Source organism: Bifidobacteriaceae bacterium, assembly GCA_031281585.1.
Lineage (GTDB): Bacteria > Actinomycetota > Actinomycetes > Actinomycetales > WQXJ01 > JAIRTF01.
On the sequence record JAITFE010000087.1, the window covers coordinates 18,637 to 43,513 of the forward strand.

A 24,877-nucleotide genomic window follows, 5' to 3' on the forward strand; every position below is an offset into this window, starting at 1 on the left:
CGGACGCCCGGGGCACCTGTGGGCCCGTGGACCGGGCGGAGTCCGTTTACGCGGCGACGAGTCGGCTGGGGCGCAGCAGGGGCGCAGCGGCCAAGGCCAACGCGGCGCAGACAACCAGGCCGATCAAGCCGACCAGTCCCACGCTCAGGCCTGTGGCCGAGCCGTAGTCGGCCAGCGGGCTGGCGTCAAAGGCGTGCGACCGGGCGGCATCGGCGAATCCAACCGTTGCGGCGGCGGACTCAAGGCCATCGGGGGCGGAGGAGGCCAGCGGCGAAAGCAGGGCGGCAGCCGCCACGGCGAGCCCGCCCAGAGCGAAAACGGCCGGACGCCCGGCGGCCGGACGCGCGTCAATGGCCGCGAAACCGGGTGCCCAGGACGCCACAAGGCCGACCACCAAGCCGGTGATCAAGCCCTCGCCCAAGCCCACCAGCGCGTGCACGCCGAGCATTGATCCAGCCAGCGAGGCAAACGGCACGGCGACCGTCCCGCCCACCGCGTACAGCAAAGTGAACACGGCGGCGGTGACGGGCACGCTGACGGCTCCGCCCAGGGCGGCCACCGCGCCAATCCCGGCCGCGTTGCGCGGCCGCGCCCGTTCCATGGCCCAACCCGTCAAGGTCGCGACCACCGCCATCAACAGGATGTTGGTCCCAAGCGCGCTCAACCCGCCGTCCGCGAACGCCAACGCCTGCACCACCAGCACCGCGCTGACCGCCAGGATCCCGCGCGCCGGCCCCAACAGGGCCGCCGCGAGCGCACCTCCCAACAGGTGCCCGCTGGTGCCGGAGGCGACGGGGAAATTCAGCATCTGCAGACCGAACACCAACGCAGAGGTGGCCGCGAAGGCGGGCGCGCCGCCCCGGTCCTTGACGGACATCAGGGCGGGGCTTTCGCCCCGGTCGGCCGGATCGGTCCAGGCCGCGGACGCCCGGCGCGAGTTGCGCACCGCAAGGGCGAGCGCTCCAACGGCCAGCGCGCCGGTCACGGCGGAAGTCGGGTCGTTCAAGAAATGATCTGGCACGTGCATTGTCACTCCTATGTGCGAGTTGTCGGTTGGCACCTTCGGCGCCGCTCCAGTATGGAGCTTACCCACCTCAGACGGGCGTCGGGGCACAAAGCGCCCGGAAGTCGAAGGCCGCATGCTGGCACGGGGCGGGCGGACGGATTCGGTATGCTCGTAGGGCTGCGCGGGCGTAGTTCAATGGCAGAACAGCAGCTTCCCAAGCTGCCAGTGCGGGTTCGATTCCCGTCGCCCGCTCCATTGAAATCCGGTTGACCAGCGCAAACGCGGCCGGGCCGTGCGGCCTGAGGGTTCGCCGCCGGGGCGCTCGCGGTCCTGCCGGGACGCCGAAGGGGCTGAGTTGTGACCGTCGTCGGGCACCACGGAAGCGCCGAATGCCTCTCCGGGAGTTCGCCCGTGCGCCGCCGTCGCTACCCTTGACGGGCATGTGCGGAAGGTTTGTCAGCTACTTTGATCCCGCCGAACTTGCGGGCGTGTTCGACGCCGACCGGATCACCGAATTGCCGGCTCCGTCTTGGAATGTCGCGCCGACCAACCAGGTGCCCATGGTCCGCGAATTGGCCCAGGCGACCGCGCCGGATTCCGGTCCGGCGGCCGAAACCCTGAGCGGGCTCGGCGAGGACGGCTCCGAGGCGCGCGCCGGCCGGCTGGGCCGCCAGGACCCCGGTCCATCCCATCCGCGTGAGCTTCGCGGCGCCCGTTGGGGCCTGGTGCCCTCATGGGCCAAAGACCCGTCAATCGGGTCCCGGCTGATCAACGCCCGCTCCGAAACGATCACGGTCAAGCCGTCCTTCAGGAGCGCGGCCAAGTCGCGGAGGGCTTTGATCCCGGCCGCCGGATACTTCGAGTGGCAGGCCTCCGGACACGGCGGCAAGACGCCGTTCTTTCTTCACCCCGAGGATGAGGGGATCATCGCCATGGCGGGGCTCTATGAATGGTGGCTGCCGCCATCCGACCCGCTGGTCCAATCCGAAGACCCAAGCGTTCGCCCGGAACCGCTGGTCACCTTCACAGTGGTGACCCGCGCGGCCACCGACTCGCTGGGCGGGATCCACGACCGGATGCCGCTGGTGGTGCCGCCGGAGCTGTGGGAGGCGTGGCTGAGCCCCGACCTGAACGCGCCCGCAGCGGTCAACGCGCTGATCGAATCCATCCCAGATCCCGAGTTGATTCCCCGCGAGGTGAGCCGCGCCGTCGGGTCGGTCCGCAACAACGGCCCTCACTTGATCAACCCAGCCGCCGGACGGCTGCTCTGACGACCGGGCTGGAGCGCATCCGCTGACGTCCGCCCCGCCAGCGGGACGCGTTTCGCCGTCTGGAGGCAGCTGTGGACCAGTCAGGTCAACCGGCCGGAGTCGGCTCCGCCAACGCCTGCGGGACACGTCGCCGTCTGAAGGCGGCTGCGGAAGAGTCAGGTCAACAGCGCGCCGGTCGCGGCCCAGGTCGGCGCCGCCCCGCCGCCAACGCCGACCGCCGTGGAAATGGCGCCTCCCACCATCAAAGCGCCCACCACAACGCAAGCCACCAGCAGAGCCACCGCCAAGATCAACAGGGTGGTCAACGCCGGGCCAAAACGCGGTGGGGCGGGCCGATCAAGCTGGTCCCTGCCCGGTCCCGTCGGGTCGTCCACGCCTTGGCGCGGCCTCGCGGGCGCGGGCTTGGCGACGGCGGCCGGGGAGGGCCTGGACACGGTTGTCCGCGCGGGCTTGCCGACCTGCTCCGGGGCACCGCCGGGGGCCCGGAGCGCCGGCACGGGTTGCCCCACGAGCTCCGCCCGGATTGGCGCGATCCCCACGGGGTCGGTCTTGTCCAAGGAATCAGGATCAGACGTGGCTCGCGCTGGCGCGGATCGTTTGGCCGGAACGTCCTCGCGGGCCTTCGGGCCGGGTTTTGGCTGCACGGGTGCGGCCCTTGTGGCGTCAACGCGCGCCGGGGCCGCGCGGCCAGGCGCTGTCCGCGCGGGCGCGGCCGAAGCGGGCATGGCCCTTGCGCGGGTTTCGGGTTCTGGCGCTCGCCGTGCCGGTTCGACCGGCGGCGAGGCCGGAGTTGCGGGCTCAAGCAGCGAGGGGGGAGGCCACGGCGTGCGCACGTCGCCCAGGACGGGATCGATGTCCATCCGGACCGCGGGCTCGGCCGAACGAATGATCCGAGGCAACGGGGCAGGCTCGGAGGGTTCCTTGGCGGCGTGGCGGGGCGCCGCGGCCAAACGAGATTCGGGACCAGCCGCTGTCGCGGCGCCTGGGTCGTCTTGCACGGCGCGCGGCGACCGAGTCTGCGGATCCGTGGCCTGTGGCGAGGCTTCGGGCGCCGCAGTCGGCGCGGGGGCGGCCTGCTCTTGCGCGGCGGCGCTTACCGCCTGAGTGCCCAGGGCCGCGGGCCGGCGCGACGGCGCGGGCCGCGTGGTCTGCCGTGCGGCGGTGGCCTCATCGGCGTCCGTGGACGGCTGGGAACGGGCGGGCGCCACGGCGTGCGGGATGCGGTCCGCCAGCGACCGGGCATCGGATGCGCGCGGGCGGGCGGCCTTACGGCGCCTGGGCAGCGGCTCACCGCTGAGCACCGACCTGATTGGGCTCAGCAGGCCGGATGGCGGGGTGGCCACCGAGTCCGCGGCTTTCGCGGCGGCACGCTCCTGGTCGAGCGGCGCCTCAGCTGATGAGCCTGGGCCGCCCGGTTTGGCAGAGGCGCGATCCCCGCCGACGGCGGGCACGCCAGGTGCGGCGGTGACGGCAAGGGTCGCATCGGCGGGCGGCTTGCGGATAGGCGGCGGGACGCGGAGCCTTGCGGGCGCGGCGTCGGCGGTCGGCGAACCGGCGGGTTCTTCCGGGGCGGCACCTGCGGCATCGGCGGGCGGCTTGCGGGCGGGCGCTGGGACGCGGAGCCTTGCGGGCGCGGCGTCGGCGGGCGGCTTGCGGGCGGGTGGCGACGTGACGGGTTCGGCCGGGGCGACCTTTGCGGCATCGGCGGGCGGTTTGGCGACAGGCGCCGGGGCGCCGGGCCTTGCCGGGCCGGTGCCCAAAGGCGGCCGGCGGGCGGGTGCCGGGGCGCCGGGCCTGGTTGAGACTGGTTCGACGGGGCCGGGCACCGGCGTCAGGCTGACGGGGGGCTCCCCGGCGGCCTCGGACGCTTCAACGGGGCTGATGCCGCTTGCCGGGCGGCTTTCGCCGTCGCTGGTCGCGGTCAGCGTCGCGGCGGAGTCGGCAGACTCTTCCGCGTCCCGCGCCGAATTGATGGCGCGGGCGGCCAAACGCACGCGAGCGACCCGCGCGGCCGGGGCCCCGCCGTTGTCCCGCAACCATTCGAGCAGGGGCAAATCGACGTTGCGATGCCACGCCACGCGCACCTGAAGGTCGGGGCTGTCGGCGGCGAGTTCGGTGAGCTCTGCCGCCGACAAGCTCTGGTCAAGTGCGGGGGCGCTGGCGTTCACTTGACCTGACCCTAATTGGACCATCTGACAATCATGGACCAGGAATGGTCTCGTTGGCGACAGAAGAGCGCAATACGCCTAAACCAGTGACCGCTATTTCGATCTCCTGGCCCGGTTTGAGGTAAACCGGCGGCTGCTTGGCGTGGCCCACGCCGGCCGGTGTGCCGGTGCCGACCACGTCGCCCGGCTCCAACGTGATGAAGGTGGAAATGTACGCGAGCAACCCCGCCGGACCGACCACCAAGTCCGCGATCCTGGCGCGCTGGACTTCCAAACCGTCGACTTTGGTCGTCAATTCCGCGTTGGCGGCGAGTTCGTCCGGGGTGGCCAACCACGGCCCCAACGGCGTGGACTTTTCCCAGGTCTTACCCTGCGTCCATTGGGAACTTCGGTATTGCCAGTCCCGCATTGAGGTGTCGCACATGAGCGTGTATCCGCCAATCCCGTCCGCCGCCTCCAACAGATCGGCCCGCCGCAGGCGCTTGCCCACCACGACGGCCAACTCTCCCTCCCAATCGACCTGTTTGGATTCGGGCGGGAGCAGGATCGGCTCGCCCGCTCCGATCAGCGCCTCCTTCCATTTGGCGAAAAGCGCTGGATGGGGCGGCGCGGCGCGGCCCATCTCGCGGACATGGGCCCGGTAGTTCATGCCGACGCACAGGATCTTGCCCGGCTGGGGAACAACGGGGGCGAACCGGGCTTGGCCCAATTTGACGCGCTGACCCGGCGCGGTGGCCACGGCGTCCAGCGCCCCCGCCGCCAAGACTGCGCCCACGTCCGCGAACTGATCCAACAAGACCGCCTCATCGTCTTCGATCCGCGCGGCGGTGGTCTGCTCGCCCGCTGCCCCCGTCCTCAAAGTCGCCAGTCGCATGGGTCATTCATCCAATCGTTGTTCTAAAGGAGCGAATCGATCACGCTGGCCAGCCCATCTTGGTCGATGCGGCCGGTTTCTTCGTCGGCGGCGGCCACCACATCCCAGCGCGACCCTCCCATGGCCACGCCGCGCCCCGCCCACTGCAACATGGTGATGTCGTTGCCGCCGTCGCCGATCGCCACGGTACGGCGCGGCTCAATTCCCAGTTCGGCCCTGATGGCCTCCAACGCGGAGGCTTTGGACACCCCCGGCGGGTTGAGGTCGACCCACCCGGTCCAGCCGACCGCATAGGTGACATCCGGCAGCTTGGTCTCTTCGACCACCGCGTGAAGTTCTTCGAGCGATAACTCCGTGTCCCGCAAGATCACGCGGGTGACCGGACCGTCGGAGAGCGCCTGGTCGCTGACCACGCGGACCTCGCCGTCCAACTCCCCGGCTGGGAAATGGGCCGTGACCTTGAAACCACGCCCCAGGTCTTCAACGGCCATGCGGGCGTGGGGAAGGCGCCGCCTGATCGCGGCGATGGCCGGCGCCGGGTCGAACGTCACCACATGGACCAACTCCCAGCCGCCCGGCAGGCGCGGATCGAACCGGATGGTGACCGATCCATTGCAGCAGACCGCCAAGCCGCTCTCAACGCCGATTCGGCGGGCGATCCCGACCGTCGAATGAACCGAGCGGCCTGTAGCCAGGACGAATTCGATTGCGGGCGCGGCCAGGGCGCGCTTGATGGCCCTCTCGGTAGACGCGAACAGCTCGCCGTCCCAGGTCAGCAAAGTGCCGTCGATGTCGACGGCCAACAGGATTTCGGGAGCCATGGTCCGGGTGGCTGAGCTCAAGCGGTCCCCCCGCCCGGTTCGATGACCGAGAGGCCGCCCATGCCCGGCCGCAGTTTCTCCGGGATCACGACCGAGCCGTCCGCCTGCTGGTGGTTCTCCAGGATCGCGACCAGCCAGCGCGTGGTGGCGAAGGTGCCGTTGAGCGTGGCGACCGGCCGGGTGGAGCCCTCCTCGGTCCGCTCGCGGATGTTCAGGCGGCGCGCCTGGAACGTGGTGCAGTTGGAGGTCGAGGTCATCTCCCGGTACCGCCCCTGGCTGGGAATCCAGGCCTCGCAGTCGAACTTGCGGGCTGCGGACGTGCCCAAATCACCTGCCGGTACGTCGATCACACGGTAGGGGATGGCGGCATCGGACAACATGCGCTCCTCGAACTGGAGCAAACGCTGGTGCTCGGCTGAGGCGTCCTCGGGCCGGACGTACGCGAACATCTCCACCTTGTGGAATTGGTGGACCCGGAAAATGCCCTTGGTGTCCTTCCCGTAGGAGCCGGCCTCGCGGCGGTAGCAAGCCGACCAGCCCGCGTAGCGGAGCGGCCCGGCGCTCAAATCCAGGATCTCGTCCTTGTGGTAACCCGCCAACGCGACCTCGGAGGTGCCGGTCAGGTACAAGTCGTCAGCCGGGAGGAAGTAGACCTCATCGGCGTGTTCGCCCAGGAAACCGGTGCCCTCCATGACGTCTGGGCGGACCAGCGTGGGGGTGATCATCGGGGTGAAGCCCAACTCCACCGCCAGGTCCAAGGCCCGTCCCAGAAGGGCGAGCTCCAGCCGCGCCCCAGCGCCTTTGAGGTAATAGAACCTGGACCCGGCCACTTTCGCGCCCCGGGCGGTGTCGATTATCCCGAGAGACTCGCCCAGTTCGTCATGCGGTTTGGGGGTGAAACCGGCCTTGTCGAAGTCCGGCCTGGTGCCCGATTCGCGGATCACCACGAACTTGTCCTCGCCGCCCGCTGGCGCGCCTTCTTCGACCAGGTTCGGGAGCATGAGGGCTGTCTGGCTGAGGTTTGACTCGGCGGCTTCCAACTCCGCGCTCGCTTGTTTGACCTGAGACGCCATGGCCTGCGCCTGGGCCACCATGGCCTTCTTGTCCGCCCCGGCCGCTTTGGCGACCAGTTTGCCGAGGGCTTTCTGCTCCGCGCGCGCGGTCTCAAACCGCACCAGCGCCTCCCGGTGGGCTTGGTCGGCTTCGAGGATGGCGTCCACCAGCGCCGGATCGGCGCCCCTCGCCCGCTGCGATGCCCGCGCCACATCAGGGTCCTGGCGCAAGGCCTTGAGGTCAATCACTCTATTGAGCCTACCGTTCATGCCTGGCCCGGACAGTCGCCGGACGGTCGCCCGGCCGTCCCCAGATGCTCGCCGGCCCGCGCCCTCGAGGCCGCCAGCGGCCAAGGTGACGGGGTTGCCCAGGGACGGCACAATTGGGGGGTGTCGTGGTACGAATGGCTGGCGGTCCTGGGCGGGGTGGTCGGCCTGGCCGGCGGGATCGCCGCGCTGGTCGCCTACGTCCGGCTGCGCCGGATCCAGCGGACCCTGGCGAGGACCACGCAACTAAGGCGCGACTCCGGTCAGTTGGAGCGGGTCGCCATTGTCGCCAATCCGTCAAAGAACGGCTACGCCGACTTCAAAGCCGCGGCCTACGCGATGTGCGAGGAGTTGGGCCTGGGCGAACCCCTTTGGCTGGAAACCACCATCGAGTCGCCGGGCACGGCACAGGCCGCGGCGGCGGCGAGGGAGCCGGGCGTGCGCACGGTTGTGGCGGCCGGGGGGGACGGCACCGTGCGCGCGGTGGCCCAAGGGCTCGCCGGCACGGCCGTGCCGATGGGAATTGTGCCGTTGGGCACCGCGAATCTGCTGGCCCGCAACCTCAAATTGCCGCTCATCTCCAGTCGTGAGGCGCTGGAGGTGGCGTTGACAGGTTTGCGGCGCCAAATCGACGTGGGCCGGTTGTCCGCTTGGAAAGCCGACGGCGAGGTGGTGATTGACCACGAGGTTTTCCTTGTCATCTCCGGGCTCGGCTTCGACGCCGCTTTGGTCTCCGGCGCCGATTCGGGCCTCAAGCGGCGGCTTGGCTGGTCCGCGTACTTCATCTCCGGCTTCAACCACCTGGCCGACAAACCGGTCCGCGTGCGCCTCCACGGCGACCACGGCATCCGCCCGGTCTTGGCCCGCTCGGTCATGTTTGGCAACTGCGGTCTGCTGCCCGCCCGCCTCAATCTGGTCCCGGACGCGGACATCGCGGACGGGAAACTGGATCTCGCCATGGCGGAGACCCGGCACGGCCTGGTCGGCTGGGCCGCCCTCGCCTTTCAAGTGGTGCTGCACTCGGTCGGCATCCGCTTCACGCCCGCGTGGGCGTCCGGCCGCATGGTCTACCGCCAGGCGCAGTCGTTCCGCGTGGCCTGCGAGTCCGACCAGTTAATCCAGATCGACGGAGAGTTGGTCGGACGCGCCGCCGGCCTGCACGCCTGGGTGGAGCACCTCGCCCTGTGCGTCCGAGTCGCCAACTGACCACGGCCGCGCCCCGTGCAACGCTGCCCGATGCCGCCGCCTCGCCACACGGCATCGTCCCAAGTCAGCGGTACGGACGGTCTGGCGCCGAGCCCGGGTAAGGGCCGTCAGACTGAATTGCCGGACTGGACGGCGTGGACCCAGTCTCGGGCGCTGGCGTAATCGGCGGCTTCGGTGCCGGGGCGCAGGCGGGTGGGCACAAAGTCGGCTTTGGGGTAGGAGCCCAGGTAGCGGACGCGGGGGGAGAAACGGTGCAAGCCGACCAGGGCCTCCGCCATCCGGGGCTCGGCGACGTGGGCCTCGGCGTCGATGGAGAACAGGTAGCGGCCCAGCGCGTCGCCGGACGGGCGGGACTCGATCCGGGTCAGGTTGATGCCGCGAGTGGAGAACTGCTCCAACAGTTCCAGCAGGGCCCCGGCGCGTTCGTCCGGCAGAGCCACCGTCAACGTGGTCTTGTCCGCGCCGGTGGGCTCCGGCACCCGGCCCGGCCGCTGCACCAGGACGAACCGGGTCACCGCGCTCGGATTGTCCGCCACGCCGCTGGCCAGCACCGCCAAGTTGTAGTGCTCAACGGCGGCGGGCGGCACCAACGCGGCGTCGAAGTCCAACAGGTCCGGCGCCACCTCCCCGGCCCCCACCCTGGCCAGCAAAGCCGCCCCCGAAGTGTTGGAGGTGGCCACCACATGGGTCGCCCCCGGCAGCCGCCGGTGCGCCCACTGCCGGCACTGCGCCCAGGCGTGCGGGTGCGCCGCGATGCGTTTGACCTGGTCAATCCCAGTCCCCGGAAGCGCGGCCAGCGTGAAGGACACCGGCACCAAGATTTCCTTGGTGATGACTAGCGGCTCGCCTTCCGCCAGGGCGTCCAGCACCGCCGTGACGCCGCCCTCCACCGAGTTTTCGATCGCCACCACCGCGTAGTCCGCCGCGCCTTCGCGCACCCGGTCAATCGCGCTGATCACGTCGATCTGCGGCAGCAGGTGCGCGGATTCGGCGCTCGCCACGCGGTGCAGCGCCTCCTCGGTGAACGTCCCCGCCGGCCCGAGGTAGGCGTAGCGCGGCGCGGAATCTGGCACAGTCATGGAGGGCTCCCGGATGTTGGATCGTCGCAGGCAGCATAGTCGTTAGGGTGAGTCGCGTGAGACTCGTCCGCCGCCGCGCCGTGGGGATGGCGCCCATTTCGCGCCCGAGCGCGGGCGGCGCCGGCCAAGCCCTCGTTCCCGAACAGTGCGCGGAAAAAGGTACCGTCCCCGTTTTTGGGCGATGCCGTCCGGGCGGCCGCGTCTCCGGCCCCGCGTTGGCTTTGGGGCTCGGTTTGGTCGGGGCTTTGAGCTGGGGGCTGGCACCGGGGGCCGCCGCCGCCGAGCCGTGGGAGGGCGCGGACGGCGCCGGGCCTGTGGTTCTGATCGGTACGACTGGTCTGAGCTGGGAAGACGTTTCGCCTGCGGCGACACCCGCGATTTGGGGGCGGCTTGAGGACGGGGCCGGAGCGGCGGGGCTCCTGAACCGTTCCGTTCGCGTCGGCGCCTGCCCGGTCGAGGGCTGGCTCGCGGTCGGGGCGGGCAGTCGGATCGGGGAGGTCGCGCCGGGCGTTCTGTCCGACCTCAAAGGGGTGGACGGATCGGGCTGCCGGGAGTTGGCCGAACCGGTCCGGGGGGCCATCCCCGCTTGGGAGGACCTGACCGAGGCCGCCCGTGCGGCGGGCACCGTCGACCAGATTGGCCGCCTGGCCGCCTGGTTGGCGGAGGCGGACATCTCCGCCAGCGCGATCGGCCCCGGCGCGGCTTTGGCGCTGGCGGACGGTGCCGGCCAGGTCGAGGCCGCCTACCAATCGGCGCCCGCCTCGGTTTCCGGGTTGCGGGCCGCAGTCAGCCAAGCGCTGGCGGACGGGGCCGGGTTGCTGGTGGTGGATGTGGGCTCGCGCGCCAAGACGATGGGCCCCGACCAACTCGACGCCCGGATCGGCGCGGCCGTAGAGGCCGCCGAAGCCGCCGCAGGCGCGGCCGGATCGGCCCGGATCGTGGTCGCGTCGCTGGCCGACTGGGCCAATCCCGCCCTGGGGGTGGCCCTCGACTGGCGGCCGGGCCAACCCGGCTCGGATTCCGCCGGGCCGCGCCTGGTCGAATCGAACGCCACCAAGACTGCGGGACTCGCGCTGGTCACGGACTTGACGCAAGTGCTGGAGGCGTCGCTGGCGCCGGCGCCGATCGGCCCGGTCGACCCCTGGCGAGCCGGACCCGCGTTGCCGGACGCGGCCCAGGTCGGCGCGCGCTTGGCGGACCTGGACCGGCACGCGGTCATGGCGCGCCGCTGGGGTCCGGCCGCCTGGACGGTGACCATGGTGGTGGCGGCCTTCGGCCTGTTCGGCCCCATGGTCAACGCGGCTCGGCGGCCGGGACGGCGCGCGGCTCGGCGGGGACAGGCCCTGATTCGGGCGTCGGCCCTTGCGGCCGGGGCTTTTCCGGCGGCCGGGCTCGCGGCGAATGCGGCGCCCTGGTGGCGGGCCGGCCTCCCCTTGTTGGCGTGGGCGGCAATCGCGGCCCTGATCGCGCTTGGAGTGGCCGTGGTGACAGCCGCCGTGCAACGGCACTGGCCGGGCGCCGGGCGTGCCTCGCCGCTGTTTGCGCCGGCGATCATTGGGCTGGCCTCGGCCGGGGTGGTGATGGCTGATCCGTTCGTGGGGCGCATTTTCACCAGGGACGCCCCCCTCGGTTATTCGACTTTGCTGGCCGGCCGGCTTTACGGCTACTCGAACACGCTTTTCGCGGTCTTGGTGACGGGCGCGCTCCTGGCCTGCGCGCTGCTGGCCGCCCCGGCTTGGGCCAAAGGGAAGCGGCTGGGCGCGGCCATGCCGATAGGAGCGGTCGGATTGATTGTGCTGCTCCTCGACGCGAACCCGAACTGGGGGGCTGACCTGGGCGGCGCGGTCGGCATCGTCGGCGCGTTTGTGGTCATGGCGGTGCTGGCGGCGGACGTGCGGGTGAACTGGAAATGGGTGACGGCCGCGGCTGCGGCGGGCCTCGCGGCGGCGGGCGCAGCGGCGTGGCTGGACTATCTGCGCGGGCCGGGTCGGTGGACGCACCTGGGCGGGTTCGTGGAGACTTTGACGACCGGCGGCCTGGGCGAGGTGCTGGCGCGCAAGGGGCTGACCTGGCTGCGGCTGTCGGTAGGACCGGCGGCCGGGTTGGCTGTCGGCCTCCTGCTTTGCGTCTACTTGGGGCGACGCGGGGCTTTCGACGCGCTCAGGACCAAGACCTGGACTGGCGCGGCGCTGCTCCGGCCGACCGTGGCCGGGTTGGTCACCGCCTGGGCGCTCGGCTCGCTGGTCAACGATTCGGGGCTGGTGGTTGCGGTGACCGGGCTGGCCGTGGCCGGCCCGCTGCTGAGCGCCGGATTGGGAGACCCGCCCCGGCTATTGCGGAACAAAAGTTCGAGATATCGGCACTTGAAGAGCGGTAGGCGATGACCGGTGCCTTCTAGCGCGAGTCCGCAGCCTCCTCGTGGCCGGGCGGACGCACGGGCGGACGCCCCCGGCGGGTCATCCGCTTGAGGCCATGCCCCGCCGACCAGAACGCGATCTTGACCCCGCGGGCAGCCAGCGCCAGCATCACGTCCCGGTATTGGGCGGCTCGGTGGCCGGCGCCGCGGACCGTGCGCCCCGAGGGGCGGTGCCGCAGGTCGCACTCCACCTCTTCGACGCTGAAACCCTTGCGGAGCAGGTCGATCGTCATGGCCGTCTCAACGCCCCAGCCGTGCGCCAACGGGGTCGCCTCCTCATAGGCCTCCCGTGTCAGGCAGCGTTGGCCGCTGAGCGGGGCGCGGGCGGTGAAGCCGGTCGCCTTGGCAATGCCTTTGCGGGCCAGTCGGACCACCGCGCCGAATCCCGCCGCCCCGACCTGCGGGGGCAGCACGGCGACGGTGAAGTCGACTTCGCCGTCCGCCACGGGCCGGATCAGGGGCGCCGCGCCCGCCGCCGTGTCGCCCAAGTCCGCGTCAAGGAACAGGAGCAGCCGGGGCGGGTCGCCCTCCACGTCCCGCATGGCGACAATGGCCGCTCCCGTCTCCATGGCGGCCGCCTTGCCCCGGTTGTGCGAATGCCTGACCACCACGGCTCCGGCGTCTTGGGCCTTGCGCCTGGTCTGGTCCTGCGAGCCGTCGTCCACCACCAGGACCAAGTCGACTCTGGGAATGGTCTTCGCGCTGGTGACCGTCGCCGCGATGCGGCCGGACTCGTTCTTGGCGGGGATGACGACAGCGACTCGCTGCGCTGCGGCGACTGGTTCAAGGGGGGACAACGGTCCGCTCACTCCGACCACTTTAGAACTCCCGAGGGCAACATCATCGCCAAATATTATCCCTGAGAGCTTAAAGGTTTGGTAGCGGCGTCGGTGACGCCCGTCCCGCCGCTTGGCCGTTCGCGGTCAGCGCAAAGGTCAGCGCAGAGTCAGGAACCGCGCCACCAGTCCGGCGCGGGACCGGCGCTCGGCCGCGTCGAGGGGCTGGTCGGCCGCGACCGCCTGATCGAGGCGTTCTTTGAACTGGGCCAACGGCTCGGCCAACTCTGCGGCCTTGACGCCGCGCGGCAACTCCCACACGGGGATGACCACGCCCATTGTCCTGAAAGCGCCGGTGTACTTGGCGCCGTCGATCACGCCCGCCTCCCGTTTGGCTTGGAGCCTCGCCAGGGCGTCCAGCAGTTGCTCCTCTTCGAGCCCCAGCGACCAGCGCAAATACTCGCGGCCGTTGAGCTGCGCCCAGTAGGCGCCCGCGACTTCGCCGACCGCCTCGGTCGGAGTGATCTCCTCCGCGAGCCGGACGGCCGTGTCGGCCAGGGTCTTGTCCTCCGGGTCGAGTTCGGTCCAGTACTCGAATGAGTCTTTCAACTCGAAGCTGACCGGTCCGGCCGGGTCCAGCAGGTCCGGCAGCCGCGGACCCGGGTCGCCCAACGGCGCGGGTTTGGCGGCCGTCTTCGGCTCCGCCGCGAGCGCCGCGACTAACGCGTTGCCAAGGTCCTGGGCCACGTCGTCGGAGGGATGCGACGGCTGCAGCGCCACCACCGGGACGCCGTCCGCCCGCTTGTACCCGCGCGCCATGCCGGGCGCCAGGGTGACGAAGTGGACCGGTCCGCCCCCCTGGGATTCGGCCAACGTGGCGGTGGCCACAGCGGCGGGCAGGATCTCCCGCATGGCCACCAGTTCGGCTTCGAGCGGCAAGCCGGCCAAAGGGCGGGCAACGTAAGTCGTCGGGTTTTTCGCCATAGCCATAGAGCGTACCCAAGGCCCGCCGGCCGCCGATGCCGTCCGCGCGCACCCAGCCCCGCACCAGTGAGCGGGGGCCGGCCGGGAAGGGGCCGGGAAGGGGCCGGGAATGGGCCGGGAATGGGCCGGGCGGTGGGTGCCGGGCGGGCCACCCGCGCGGTCGTCCCCGCGCGGCGGGCGGGGCTGGCGCCCGGATGATGGAACGGGCCCCGGGGCCTGTGGGGGCGCGCCGGTTTTCCGATAGGTTTGACCAAGACATTGATTCGACCTAATCTTGAGATGTATCGAATCGATGTATCGCCCTTCTGTTGGCCCCCAAGTCCGTCCGAATCGAGGTGTAGTCCGTGCGCAACCGGTCGCGAGTTCTGGAACTCGCCATCCTGGGCTTGCTGCATTCCGCGCCGATGCACGGCTACCAACTGCGGAAGCGCCTCAACGAGATGCTTGGGCTGCTGCGCCCCTTCTCCTACGGGAGCCTCTATCCGTGCCTCAAGGGGCTGGCCGCGAAAGGACTGATCAACTCCTCGGATGAGGACTCGGACGCCTCCGCTGTCGGAGCCTCGCGGCGCGGGCGGATCGTTTATCAGCTAACCCAGGCGGGCGCGGCGCAACTGGAGTCGCTCCTGGGGGAAGCCGGTCCCGCCTCCTGGGAGGACGAGAACTTCGACGTCCGCTTCGCTCTGTTCGCCCAGACCGACGTGGACACCAGGCTCCGAATTCTAGAGGGCCGCCGCGCGCGGATGGCGGAACGCCTTGACGGCATCACCACCGCCATCAAGCGGGGAAGGCCAGCCGACTCGTACACCAACGAGTTGCAGCGCCACACGCTTGAGCAGGTCGAACGCGAGGTGCGCTGGCTCGAGGACCTGATTGACCAGGAGCGCGGCGCCCGTCGCGCCCAGACCCGCGTTTTTTCATCCGCCGATGCCGCCGTGACTGTCGGCATTGGCCCCACCGCTAGTGACAAACCAACAAAGAAGGAGCACTAATGAGCCCCATCCGGGTCGCCATCGCCGGCGTCGGAAACTGTGCCGCATCGCTGGTCCAGGGCGTCGAGTTCTACAGGGACGCAGATCCGGATTCGACCGTGCCCGGTCTGATGCACGTCCAGTTCGGCCCGTACCACATCCGCGACGTCGAGTTCGTCACCGCTTTCGACGTGGACGCGGCCAAAGTCGGCCTGGACCTGTCCCAGGCGATCGGCGCGAGCCAGAACAACACCATCAAGATCGCGGACGTGCCGTTCAAGGGCGTCGAGGTCAAGCGCGGGCCGACCTTTGACGGCCTGGGCAAGTACTACCGGCTGACGATCGACGAATCGGGCGCCGAACCGGTCGACGTGGTCCAAGAATTGCGGGACAAGCAGGTTGACGTGCTGGTCAGCTACCTGCCCGTGGGCAGCGAGGCGGCCGACAAGTACTACGCCCAGTGCGCCATCGACGCCGGGGTCGCCTTTGTCAACGCCTTGCCGGTGTTCATCGCCTCGGATCCCGTCTGGGCGGCCAAGTTTGAGGCCGCGGGCGTGCCGATCGTGGGAGACGACATCAAATCGCAGGTCGGCGCCACGATCACCCACCGGGTGCTGGCCCGGCTGTTCGAGGACCGCGGCGTGGTGATGGACCGGACCTACCAACTCAACGTTGGCGGCAACATGGACTTCAAGAACATGCTTGAGCGTGAGCGGCTGGAGTCAAAGAAGATCTCCAAGACGCAGGCGGTCACCTCCAACGTCTCCCATCAGTTGCCGGAGCGCGACATCCACATTGGGCCGTCTGACTACGTGGCCTGGCTGGACGACAGGAAATGGGCGTTTGTGCGCCTTGAAGGGCGGGCCTTCGGCGAAGTGCCGTTGAACCTTGAGTACAAGCTGGAAGTGTGGGACTCGCCGAACTCCGCCGGCATCATCATCGACGCCCTCAGGGCGGCCAAGATAGCCAAAGACCGGGGGATTGGCGGTGCCGTGACCAGCCCGTCGACCTACTTCTTCAAGTCGCCCCCGGTCCAGCACGAGGACCGCGAAGGCCGCGAAATGGTCGAGGCGTTCATCCGGGGCGACCTGCAACGTTAGCCGCGCGGCGGCTCAGCCGCCCGCCCGCCTGGCGTTTGGGCGGGACTCCGCTTGCCGTCCATATGCTGGCCCGTTGTTAGTGGCCTGCGTCACAGTTTGCCGTCGAACCTAAGTTGGGACCATGACAGCTGCGACCAAGACCAGCCCAGCCGGGGCCTCCAACCGGTCGAGCAAGGCCGAAGCGCCGGCAGGTGCTTCGGCGAATCATACGAACCAACCGCCCGGATCAAACGCGTCGCCCCAGCCCTCGCGTCAGCGAGCCTCAACCGAGCCTTCCGCAGCCGCGCTGGTTTCACGCTGGCGTTGGCCCGGCCGGCCGCGCGCCCGCGCCGGATCCCGCCATTTCCGCGTCCTTCGGCTCCTTGACCAGGCCGGTTGGGAGCCGGATCAGGTCCAGCGCGAATATCAGCTCAGGCCGGCCGTCGTGGCCCCGTCCGTGTCGCGGCGCCAGCACCACGGTTCGCGCGAGGACCAAGTCGCCTATGTGCTGAACGCCCGCCCTGGCACGCCCACCGCCGTGATCGCGACAGTCGGGTCCCAGCACAGCCCCACAACGGGGCTGCCGCGCGCCATCCGGCAGGCCACGAAGCTCGACGCGCCCTTGGCCTACGCCACCAACGGCAAAGTCGTCGTGGAGCATTTCATCGCCTCGGGCCAGACCCGCCAGGTCGAGGAGTTGGCGTCGCCGCTCCGCGCGTGGCGTTCCTACCTGCGGCTGCACCATCTGCGCCGGGCGGGGGCCCAAATGGTGGCGCAGCCTCTTGACACCGCGATCCTGTCCGCCTCCGGCCAGCCCGTCGAGCTTCGCTACTACCAGACCGCGGCCGTCAACCGCGCGCTGGGCGCGATCAGCCGGGATCAGCGCAGGATTCTGCTCCAGCTGGCGAGCGGGACGGGAACCACTGTGACGGCCGTCGCGCTGATGGCGAAGTTCGCGGACTATCAGTCGCAGACGCGGCCCGGTCGGCCTTGCGGCCTGCTGTACCTGGACGACCGCCCGTTGGCAGGCCAGCCGCAGGAGACTTTGGAGGCGGTGCGGCGATTAGCCGGCGCGACCGGGGCCGACCTGACCGTCGGCTCATTGGGCGACTCCTTTGACCAGCTTGATCCGTCCGCGATCGACTTGGTGGTTGTGAACCTGGCCCACGGCGGGCAGGCCGCCGACCCGGCCACGTGGACAAGCGTGCTCCAGCGCTTTTCGGACGCCTATCAGGTCGGCATAGTCGGGGTGGCCGGGCCGCAGGCCCAGCCCGTCTACCAGTACTTCGGGCGACCCGTCTACCGTTACACCGCCGAACAGGCCCGGTCCGACAACTATTTGACCGCACTCCCCGCAGGCGCGCCGGACCCGGCCGACTCCGGACCAGACGAACTCGACTTGGCGGCGATCTTCGCGGGGGCCGGCGGCCTCCCGGCGGGCGCCAACGCCTGCCCGGCGGGCGGCCCGTCTGGCGGGGCGTCCGCGCAACGCGCACACGGTTCGGGCGCTTCGGCGCATCGAGACGCCAGGGTGCGGGGCGCTGCCCAAGGCAACGCTGCCCAAGCCACCGCCGCCCAGGGGACGCTTCGGGCGGGTCCGCCAAACGCCGCCGGGCGCGGGCCGAACCGCCAGGTCCGGCGGCCGGAGGATCCGGTGAAAGTGGCCGTGCAAATCCGCCGCTCCGTGGAATACGCCAATCTGGCGGCGGGCCAGGACGCTCTGGCGGCCGAGTTGGTCGCCCTGCTGCAATTGGCCGACCGCCCCGGTCCCGTCGGCCGGGCCGCCGCCCAGCGCGCGGACCAGTTGGCCGAACTGGAGATCCTGGCCGAACTGGAAGACCAAGTGGGCGGCGAACAGGCCATCCTGCGCCACATCGCCCTGTTGAAACAACTGCTGGCCAACTCCTGACCGTTCCCCACGGGGCCCACGTCTGTCCCGATCGCTCAAACTGGTGACGCGATATCGCTCAAACCTGGGGACGCGCTTGCGCCGCCGCCGGGCTGGATAAGCGGGGCCTGGGGGACGGCATCGGCGGCAAGAGCGGCGCCGGGAGCCCCGCAAAGGTGACGAATGTGTGACTGGCGAGGCGATTGTCTGGCGCGGGCGGTACAGTAGGCCGAGTGACAACGCCCCCCGAGTTGAGCGTCGACCTTGAGCCCCCGGCGGCCCGTTGGTCGCGGCTGCAACCGTGGCTTTCACTGGCCGTGCGGCTGGGCCTGGCGGCGGTGACGCTGCTGGCGGCCATTCCCAAGCTGCGCGACCTGCGCGGCAGCGGCTTGTCCGTGGGGTTGTATAGGATTTTCCCGACGCAAATCAACCAATTCATCGGGGTCGCGCTCCCGATCATCGAGCTGACCTTGGCGGTGTTGTTCCTGACGGGCCTGCTGAGCCGGTATGCCTCGGTGGTTTTCGGGCTGATGCTGGTGGCGTTCATCGCGGGGATCATTTCCGCGTGGGCGCGGGGGCTGAACATTAACTGCGGGTGCTTTGCGATCGGGACCGAACTCGCCGCCGGCGAGCAGGCGAAATACGGCGTGGAGATTCTGCGGGATGCCGGGTTCCTGGCCATGACGGCGTTCTTGGCCATTTGGCCCCGGTCGGTCGCCTCGCTCGACAACTTGTTCGGGCTGAATCCGGGCGGCGGGTTGGCGGCGGAACTCATCGACATCGGCGAACTCGACGAAGACGAGGACGACGGCGAAGACGACGGGGACAGCGGCGACGGCCAGGAGGGCGGCGAAGACGTCAGCGGGGGCGGGGACCAAACGGCAGGCGACTCGGACGAAACGGCGGGACCAGACGCCGGGGCCGAGCGGTGAAACCGAAGGAAGAAGATGGCAGATAACAAGAAGGCGGGCAAAGGCCAGGCGGCCCAGCGGAACCGCGACGCCGCTCGCGCGCGGGCAGAGGCCGAACGGCTGAAAGCGGCCCAAGCCGCCAAGGAGAGGCGCACCAAGCTGATCGCCATCATTGCGGGCGTGGTGGTCGTCATGGTGGTCGCAGTCGCGGTTGTCCTTGTGCTCCGGCAGGCCAGCAAATCGAGCTTTGACGAAATCGGGGCGCGCCCGCCCGGGGCGATCGAGGCCGGATCGATCGTGATAGGGCAGGATCTGGTCCCTGGGGGCCAGCCGGCTGAAGGTAAAGAGGTCGTCGTGGTGCGGATCTATTCCGACTACATTTGCCCGGCCTGCGGGTCCTTGGAGAGACGGCTGAGCGGAAAGCTGGAGGAACTGGCGGCGTCCGGCAAGATCAAGCTTGAGGTCCAGCCCGTGGTGTTCCTGGACTACCAATCGCAAGGCTCCGAGTATTCGACCCGTGCCACCAACGCCGCCATGACCGTGGCCAAGTACGCGCCGGAGAGCTTCTTGGCGTTCCACGCCAAGCTGTTCGAAACCGGCACCCAGCCGTCCGAAGGCACCGAGGGTCTGACCGACGAGCAACTGGTCGAAGTGGCCCAAGGGGTTGGCGTCCCCGAAGACGTCACCGCCAAGTTTGCGGACAGGGAGTTCGCGGCCTGGCTTGAGTACACCACGCAGCAGGCTGTATCTGACGGCGTGGGAGGCACGCCGTCCATGTGGATCGGCAAGTCGGACGGCAAGCTGACCCAAGTCAAGAACGCCAACGCGGTCAACCTGGATGACGCGATCGCACGGGTCCTGGCTGGCGACAGCCCGGACTGACACCCTGAAGGCGCGATCATGAGCGACAAGAAGCCCCAGGGCGCGGCAAAGCGGCCGGCTGGGCCGGCCAAAGGCCTGACCATCGAAGAGCTGATGCGGCAGCGGGCGCGGCAGACCCGGCAACGGGCACTGGTGATCGGCGCGGTGGTGCTGGTCCTGGTGGCCGTAGCCGTGGCCGTGGCCGTGATCATGACCCGGCCGTCTTCCGCTCCGCCGGGGCAGCCGCCGACCGGCGCCAGCGGGACGCAGCAGGCGACGGGCGACGCGGACGCGACCCAACCGCCGGGGGCCCAGGCGTCCGGCGGCATCCTGATTGGGCAAGACCTGGTGCCGGGAGGCCCGGCCCCGGCGGCTGACCAGGCCGTGACGGTCGAGGTGATCAGCGATTTCGTGTGTCCGTGGTGCGGGCTGTTGGAGCAGGCGCACGGCCAGGCGCTCGCGGCCAAGGCCCAGGCGGGCGAAATCCGCCTGATCATCCATCCGGTCAACAACTCCAACCTGTCGGCGCTGAACGACAACTACTCCTGGCGGGCCATGTTGGCGGTGGACACGGTAGCGGCCCTGGAGCCGGACAAGTTCTGGGCCTTCCATGAGGCGCTCTGGGAGAATCAGCCGGAAGAATCGCAAACCAGCGGCGACCTGACTGACGAGGCGATCGCGGATTTGGCCGCGGGCGCGGGCGTCAGCCAGGCCACAATCGACCGGTTGACCGCGTCGCCTGTGGAGGAGTGGGGGCGTTGGTCGTCAGACCAAGGCTTGACTCTGGCCGGGGGAACCCCAACGGTGCTGATGCACTTCGCCGGCTCCCAACCGGAGGTTTGGAACAATTGGCTGCTGGAGGCCACCAACGAAGCGGGCGAGTCGGGCTATGTGCCCGGCGACTTGGACAAGGCCATCGCCAACGTCAAGGACGGCAAGAAGCCAGACGCCGAGTAACCTTGGGAGAGCTTTCCCGCTCCTCCAGCAAGGGCCGGAAGGCCCGCGCCACCTTAGCTCAGTTGGTAGAGCTCCCGCCTTGTAAGCGGACGGTCATCGGTTCGAGTCCGATAGGTGGCTCAAACGCACTGGCCAGAGACTTGCCGGTGTGGCTCATTAGCCCTACATCAGTTCCAACCCTCCATTTACCCTCCACTTTGGATTTCGAACCCAGCGCGCATCGCTCTGGCATTCGGGCCAAGACTCGCTTGGCTGTGCGGCACTTGACTTGGAAGGACCAACCAACGGGTCGAACGAGAAACGGGCGAGAGGCCAGGTGGCCAAGGTCACGCCGTCATGACCGACCTGACCTGCTAACCTCCGGACGAACTCGAGGGCACCATCAGCGGCTTCCGGAACGCCAGCGGTATACCTGAGCCAACGCCCTGACGTCTTTCGGGTTGACTCCCTTGATGCTCGGTAGATCCTTAGCGCCGACCAGCCCGGACTCCAGGTAGGCGATCTCTTTCTCGGTGAGGACGGGCACCCTGACCTCGAATGCACCTTCCCTTGTGCGGGTGAAGCCGAGGTCGTCGAAGCGGCAGGTTTCGATGGTACGGTCGAGGGAAGGACTCGTGACAATACCACCCCATGTGAGCATCTTTGCGTCGTCTTGGTAATGAAAGTTGAACAGCTGACGAAAAGGCGAACCGTGTGCAGATCTTCCTGCGGCATGCGCCGTCGCTTCAAGGACACGTCGCTCAACTTGTGCTGGTCCCCATGCTCTCATGTCATCGTTATTGAGCCCGTCCTCGACGAGATCGCCAAGATTGTCGCGCAGGTTGGCTAGGCGTTCACGCAATGGAACACCGGTGGCTGCGCCATTCACCGTAACGATGACGACGCTGCCAGGAAGGCATGACCGCACAACGTAATCGACGTCGCGGAGTATGTCGGTTGTCAGCATGTCGGTGTAGTCCAGCCAGACGATTGCGAGTCTCCCCCAGTCAACTTGCGGGAGCTGGTCACGCGCCTCGCCCATCAGAATCTGGATGCTCTTGTATGGCCTGTTGAAATCTAGGCGATGTTGAATGTTGGTGTCCCGTTCGATGCTGGTCATCAATGCGACGCCGAGTCCGCGGTGAAACTCCACGAAGTCGACGAACTCCAGTCCGCCGAATCCCACGTATTGGTAGTCTTCTAGAGGCGCGATGGCTGTCAGGCGTCGGCAAGCGTCGACGATCATCGTTCGTTGAGCGGCCTTTGCGGGCCGGAACTCGTATAGCCGCGCCATCAGCCGACTTCTTGATCGTAGAAGTAGTCGAAGGTGAGCCGCCCTACTTCTGAGCCGCTGGTCGCTCCGAGTGCCGCTGCGACCTCTGCGTACCGATCAGAATCCACCTGATATTGGATACGTTGGATCCTCGATGTTGGCGGATCCTTTGGCTTGGGGGGCGGTGGAGGCGGCGTGACCATGCGCGGCGAAGTCGAAAGCTCGCTGATCGGCTGGTCTGGTGCCCTATCCAGGGCATCGAGCAGTGCGGGCTTCGGGTCACCGCCTTGTACACGCGCCCGGACAGCCTTCGCTTGGTTGATCACGGATTGCACAGCAACGAGAGCCGTCTTCATTTCGGACTGCACCTGGCGGAACACATGCGAATCGCGGTCGACGGCGGTCTTGGTCGTGTTCCAAGGAAGGAGACGGGCGTCATCTGCTGAGAGGTACACGAAGCCCCGGAACAGTCGGTATTGGGGATGGTAGGCGGCTCCAGGGTTGCCCCATCCGGTGAGTTGGGTCCGATCTGCGGCCAAGAGCAATCGGTCGTTGCAGAAAAGATACCATCCTGCGTCTCCAGGATCTTGAAAACTCTCCGCACGGCCGTCGTCTTCAGCTTCTGCGTCCTTTCCCCGTTGTGGCGGTGCCACAGTGCCAGCGTAGAGCTTGACATCGACTAGCTCACCGTTTCTTGCGTCGACTTGGAAACTCTTGACGACTGGTTTCACTACTTCGGAGGCTTGCAGCGACGGCCGCGAAGCCACCAGGGGCTGACCATCATTGACGTAGATCTGGAGGCCGCTCTGGATTGATTCCTGGTGCCGAACGCGCAGTTCAGCGCGTAGTGCCCGCATGACCGTTGGGTCGTCCAAGTCATCTTGAACGCTCGGATGGAGGCTCGTAACCGAAATAGTCGTGCCCGCTTCCACATTGTCCGGCAGGTGAATGCCATCATCGACGCGGCTGAACTCGAATGTCCAGTCGTCACCACGGGCGGCCCACTCTTCGACATCGACGCACAGATCGAAGCTGGAGTCATGGCCAGTGCCGCCGTGATCACGGTATACAGATTCGACGCGAAAGGCACGCCCAAGTTTGAATATGGCTCGCTTCATGCCGACGCCGAACTGCCCGACCGACCGCTTGACGCCCGCGAAGTCCTTGGATCGACCGAAGCGGAATGCGTAGTGCCTGGCGATGTCACTGGAGATACCACCCGAGTTGTCCGAAATCTTGACGCCGGCGTCGTCGAATGCGATTCGAACCCACTGACCGGACAGGTCGCCATCAGGGTGCAGACTCCTAGCGCCGTCGACGCTGTTGTCTACGAGGTCAACGATGGCAGGTAGCAACTCAATGTCTTTGGTCAGCATCTCTATGAAGAAGCGCTTCTCAGCGCCAGCATCGATCATCTTGCTGGTGTCGGGAGCCGTCATGCGTCCATGATCGCAGATCAGTGCTACCTCGTGGTGCAGACACGATGGCTGGCCTGCATAAGCCGGGGGACGCGAGGTGGGATGATCTATGTGTGCCAGCTTCCCCTGTTCGTGTGCCCCCGAACAGGCCGGTGGCCGTCGACCTCTTCGCGGGCGCAGGCGGGTTGAGCCTCGGGTTTGAGCAGGCTGGGTTTGACGTGGTTACAGCGGTGGAGTGCGACCCGGTGCATGCGGCCACCCATGCGTTCAACTTCCCGCAAAGCCAGGTGTTGTGTCGAGATGTCTTGGAGCTATCGGCCGATGACTTGCGCAAGACGATCAAGACAGCGCTCGAGAAGACTCGTCCAGGCGCTGCGTGGGACGGACAAGTCGACGCCATCATCGGTGGGCCGCCTTGCCAAGGCTTCTCGATCGGAGGCAGGCAAGAACAGGGAGACCCCCGCAATCGCTTGTTGTTGCAGTTCGTCAGGTTGGTCGAGGAACTCAAACCCCGGACGTTCTGCTTGGAGAACGTTGCCGGCCTGTTGAGTGAGAGGTTCGACGATGCACGTCAGGAAGTGTTCGAGAGGCTCGCTCACGCTGGATACGCCATGTCTGGAACGGACACGCCAGTCAATAGCCTCGACTTCGGAGTGCCCCAGTCGCGTCGGCGCGTCGTTGTCCTCGGTGCGTTCGGAAGTGATGCCCCTTCACTCCCGCTTCCCGTCGTCTCGAGGACCTCGGTTGAAGATGCGCTTGATGGTCTTCCCTCGCCGGTTAGGTATGCAGAGTTGTCTGCCTCTGATGAGGTCAGCTTGTTGCCTGACGACATCGAGCGTCGCTTCGCGACCGCTAGTCCCTACGCCAGGGGCCTTGCCGGAATCGATCAGATCCCGGGAGACAGGTCCAGGCCTCGCATGTGGGAGCCATCGCGCTTGACGGGTTCCCGCCGGACCAAGCACACCGACGCCACTGTCGGGCGGTTCGCCGCGACTCCGCCGGGCACGGTGGAGCCCAAGAGTCGTCTGTACCGACTTCCGTTGTCTGGCCCAGCCCGGACGCTACGAGCGGGTACAGGACCTGAGCGTGGCTCGCATACGTCTCCTCGTCCAATTCATCCCGTGGAGGATCGTGTCATTACCGTGCGGGAGGCGGCTCGGCTTCACGGATACCCCGACTGGTTCCGTTTCCACACGACAAACTGGCACGGTCATCGCCAAGTAGGGAACAGCGTGCCGCCCCCTCTCGCCCAAGCGGCTGGATTCGCTCTCCTTGATTCTCTAGGAGGGCCGCCGATTCCGTCGGAGGCCGCGATCCCTCTTGGAGACGCATCGCTGCTTGTTCTTCCGTGTAGCAAGGCGCGGGCCGCGATTATGACCATGTGAGGCGGGGTCGGCATCGGGGTTGCGAAGCGTGTGTGCCCGTGACGCCGCCAGGCAATCGAGGGCGCGGTTGACTGCGGGGTGGGCATTCTAGGACCTTTGCGGCAGTCGCGGCTCTCAACTTCGAATCTCGAACTCCGCGAATACGGAGCGGGTGTCGGGGCCGAGGTCGGGCGGCGCGGTGTAGTGCTTGGCGGTGGTGGCCGATGACGAGTGGTCGAGTTGGGCGCGGGCGACATCC

Annotated in this window: 19 protein-coding genes, 2 tRNA genes and 1 pseudogene; 12 read left to right on the forward strand and 10 right to left on the reverse strand. The window is 68.3% G+C overall.

All coding sequences use genetic code 11. From position 1 onward, the window contains the following. Positions 1-46: 46 nt before the first annotated feature. Positions 47-1,027 carry an energy-coupling factor ABC transporter permease gene (locus tag LBC97_10320; GenBank protein MDR2566428.1) on the reverse strand — a complete coding sequence of 327 codons (981 nt, stop codon included), beginning with the start codon at positions 1,025-1,027 and terminating at the stop codon, positions 47-49. A 160-nt stretch (positions 1,028-1,187) separates the two neighbouring features. On the opposite strand from LBC97_10320, the gene LBC97_10325 reads away from it, so the two are divergent. Beyond that, positions 1,188-1,261 (forward strand) — tRNA-Gly (locus LBC97_10325). 185 nt (positions 1,262-1,446) lie between these two features. After that, entirely contained in the window at positions 1,447-2,277 is an 831-nt protein-coding gene (locus LBC97_10330) for an SOS response-associated peptidase (protein ID MDR2566429.1), read from the forward strand. Positions 2,278-2,432: 155 nt separating this feature from the next. Here the strand turns inward: LBC97_10330 and LBC97_10335 are convergent, their stop codons facing one another. The 4 genes from LBC97_10335 to serS are packed head-to-tail and all read right to left on the reverse strand — an operon-like array spanning position 2,433 to position 7,441. Further along, a complete protein-coding gene (locus LBC97_10335; GenBank protein MDR2566430.1) occupies positions 2,433-4,445 on the reverse strand; it encodes a hypothetical protein in 2,013 nt (670 codons plus the stop codon). Between the two features lie 31 nt (positions 4,446-4,476). After that, on the reverse strand, positions 4,477-5,319 hold the full coding sequence (locus tag LBC97_10340) for a fumarylacetoacetate hydrolase family protein (protein ID MDR2566431.1): 843 nt from the start codon (positions 5,317-5,319) through the stop codon (positions 4,477-4,479). A gap of 23 nt (positions 5,320-5,342) precedes the next feature. Beyond that, a complete protein-coding gene (locus LBC97_10345; protein MDR2566432.1) occupies positions 5,343-6,140 on the reverse strand; it encodes a Cof-type HAD-IIB family hydrolase in 798 nt (265 codons plus the stop codon). A 17-nt stretch (positions 6,141-6,157) separates the two neighbouring features. Beyond that, positions 6,158-7,441: a serine--tRNA ligase gene (gene serS, locus LBC97_10350; protein ID MDR2566433.1), complete on the reverse strand. Its 1,284-nt coding sequence runs from the start codon at positions 7,439-7,441 to the stop codon at positions 6,158-6,160. A gap of 141 nt (positions 7,442-7,582) precedes the next feature. On the opposite strand from serS, the gene LBC97_10355 reads away from it, so the two are divergent. Beyond that, the gene (locus LBC97_10355) at positions 7,583-8,665 is read left to right on the forward strand and encodes a hypothetical protein (GenBank protein MDR2566434.1); all 1,083 of its coding nucleotides are present in this window, start codon (positions 7,583-7,585) and stop codon (positions 8,663-8,665) included. A gap of 107 nt (positions 8,666-8,772) precedes the next feature. On the opposite strand, the gene pheA is transcribed toward LBC97_10355, so the two are convergent. Next, positions 8,773-9,744, reverse strand: a complete 972-nt coding sequence (pheA, locus tag LBC97_10360) for a prephenate dehydratase (protein ID MDR2566435.1) — start codon at positions 9,742-9,744, stop codon at positions 8,773-8,775. A gap of 56 nt (positions 9,745-9,800) precedes the next feature. On the opposite strand from pheA, the gene LBC97_10365 reads away from it, so the two are divergent. Beyond that, positions 9,801-12,128, forward strand: a complete 2,328-nt coding sequence (locus tag LBC97_10365) for a hypothetical protein (GenBank protein MDR2566436.1) — start codon at positions 9,801-9,803, stop codon at positions 12,126-12,128. A 10-nt stretch (positions 12,129-12,138) separates the two neighbouring features. Here the strand turns inward: LBC97_10365 and LBC97_10370 are convergent, their stop codons facing one another. Then, entirely contained in the window at positions 12,139-12,969 is an 831-nt protein-coding gene (locus LBC97_10370) for a glycosyltransferase family 2 protein (protein ID MDR2566437.1), read from the reverse strand. A gap of 126 nt (positions 12,970-13,095) precedes the next feature. Beyond that, the gene (locus LBC97_10375) at positions 13,096-13,920 is read right to left on the reverse strand and encodes a DUF5926 family protein (protein ID MDR2566438.1); all 825 of its coding nucleotides are present in this window, start codon (positions 13,918-13,920) and stop codon (positions 13,096-13,098) included. A 344-nt stretch (positions 13,921-14,264) separates the two neighbouring features. Here LBC97_10375 and LBC97_10380 point away from each other — a divergent pair, with 344 nt between their 5' ends. The 7 genes and pseudogenes from LBC97_10380 (at position 14,265) to LBC97_10410 (ending at position 20,704) form a co-directional block, all read left to right on the forward strand. Continuing rightward, the gene (locus LBC97_10380) at positions 14,265-14,909 is read left to right on the forward strand and encodes a PadR family transcriptional regulator (GenBank protein MDR2566439.1); all 645 of its coding nucleotides are present in this window, start codon (positions 14,265-14,267) and stop codon (positions 14,907-14,909) included. After that, positions 14,909-15,982, forward strand: a pseudogene (locus LBC97_10385) (inositol-3-phosphate synthase). Before LBC97_10380 ends, LBC97_10385 begins: the two are co-directional and overlap by 1 nt. A 127-nt stretch (positions 15,983-16,109) precedes the next feature. Further along, entirely contained in the window at positions 16,110-17,876 is a 1,767-nt protein-coding gene (locus LBC97_10390) for a DEAD/DEAH box helicase family protein (GenBank protein ID MDR2566440.1), read from the forward strand. 212 nt (positions 17,877-18,088) lie between these two features. Continuing rightward, complete coding sequence (locus LBC97_10395; GenBank protein MDR2566441.1) at positions 18,089-18,787, forward strand: hypothetical protein; 699 nt, start codon at positions 18,089-18,091, stop codon at positions 18,785-18,787. Positions 18,788-18,802: 15 nt separating this feature from the next. Next, positions 18,803-19,648 carry a DsbA family protein gene (locus LBC97_10400; protein ID MDR2566442.1) on the forward strand — a complete coding sequence of 282 codons (846 nt, stop codon included), beginning with the start codon at positions 18,803-18,805 and terminating at the stop codon, positions 19,646-19,648. A gap of 18 nt (positions 19,649-19,666) precedes the next feature. Next, on the forward strand, positions 19,667-20,584 hold the full coding sequence (locus tag LBC97_10405; GenBank protein MDR2566443.1) for a thioredoxin domain-containing protein: 918 nt from the start codon (positions 19,667-19,669) through the stop codon (positions 20,582-20,584). A gap of 47 nt (positions 20,585-20,631) precedes the next feature. Then, positions 20,632-20,704, forward strand: a tRNA-Thr gene (locus tag LBC97_10410). A 262-nt stretch (positions 20,705-20,966) separates the two neighbouring features. Here LBC97_10410 and LBC97_10415 read toward each other — a convergent pair. After that, positions 20,967-21,857, reverse strand: a complete 891-nt coding sequence (locus LBC97_10415) for a hypothetical protein (GenBank protein MDR2566444.1) — start codon at positions 21,855-21,857, stop codon at positions 20,967-20,969. Next, positions 21,857-23,275 carry an ATP-binding protein gene (locus LBC97_10420; GenBank protein MDR2566445.1) on the reverse strand — a complete coding sequence of 473 codons (1,419 nt, stop codon included), beginning with the start codon at positions 23,273-23,275 and terminating at the stop codon, positions 21,857-21,859. Before LBC97_10420 ends, LBC97_10415 begins: the two co-directional genes overlap by 1 nt. A 44-nt stretch (positions 23,276-23,319) precedes the next feature. Between LBC97_10420 and LBC97_10425 the strand changes: the two genes are divergently transcribed. Then, positions 23,320-24,639: a DNA cytosine methyltransferase gene (locus LBC97_10425; protein MDR2566446.1), complete on the forward strand. Its 1,320-nt coding sequence runs from the start codon at positions 23,320-23,322 to the stop codon at positions 24,637-24,639. Positions 24,640-24,877: the final 238 nt, after the last annotated feature.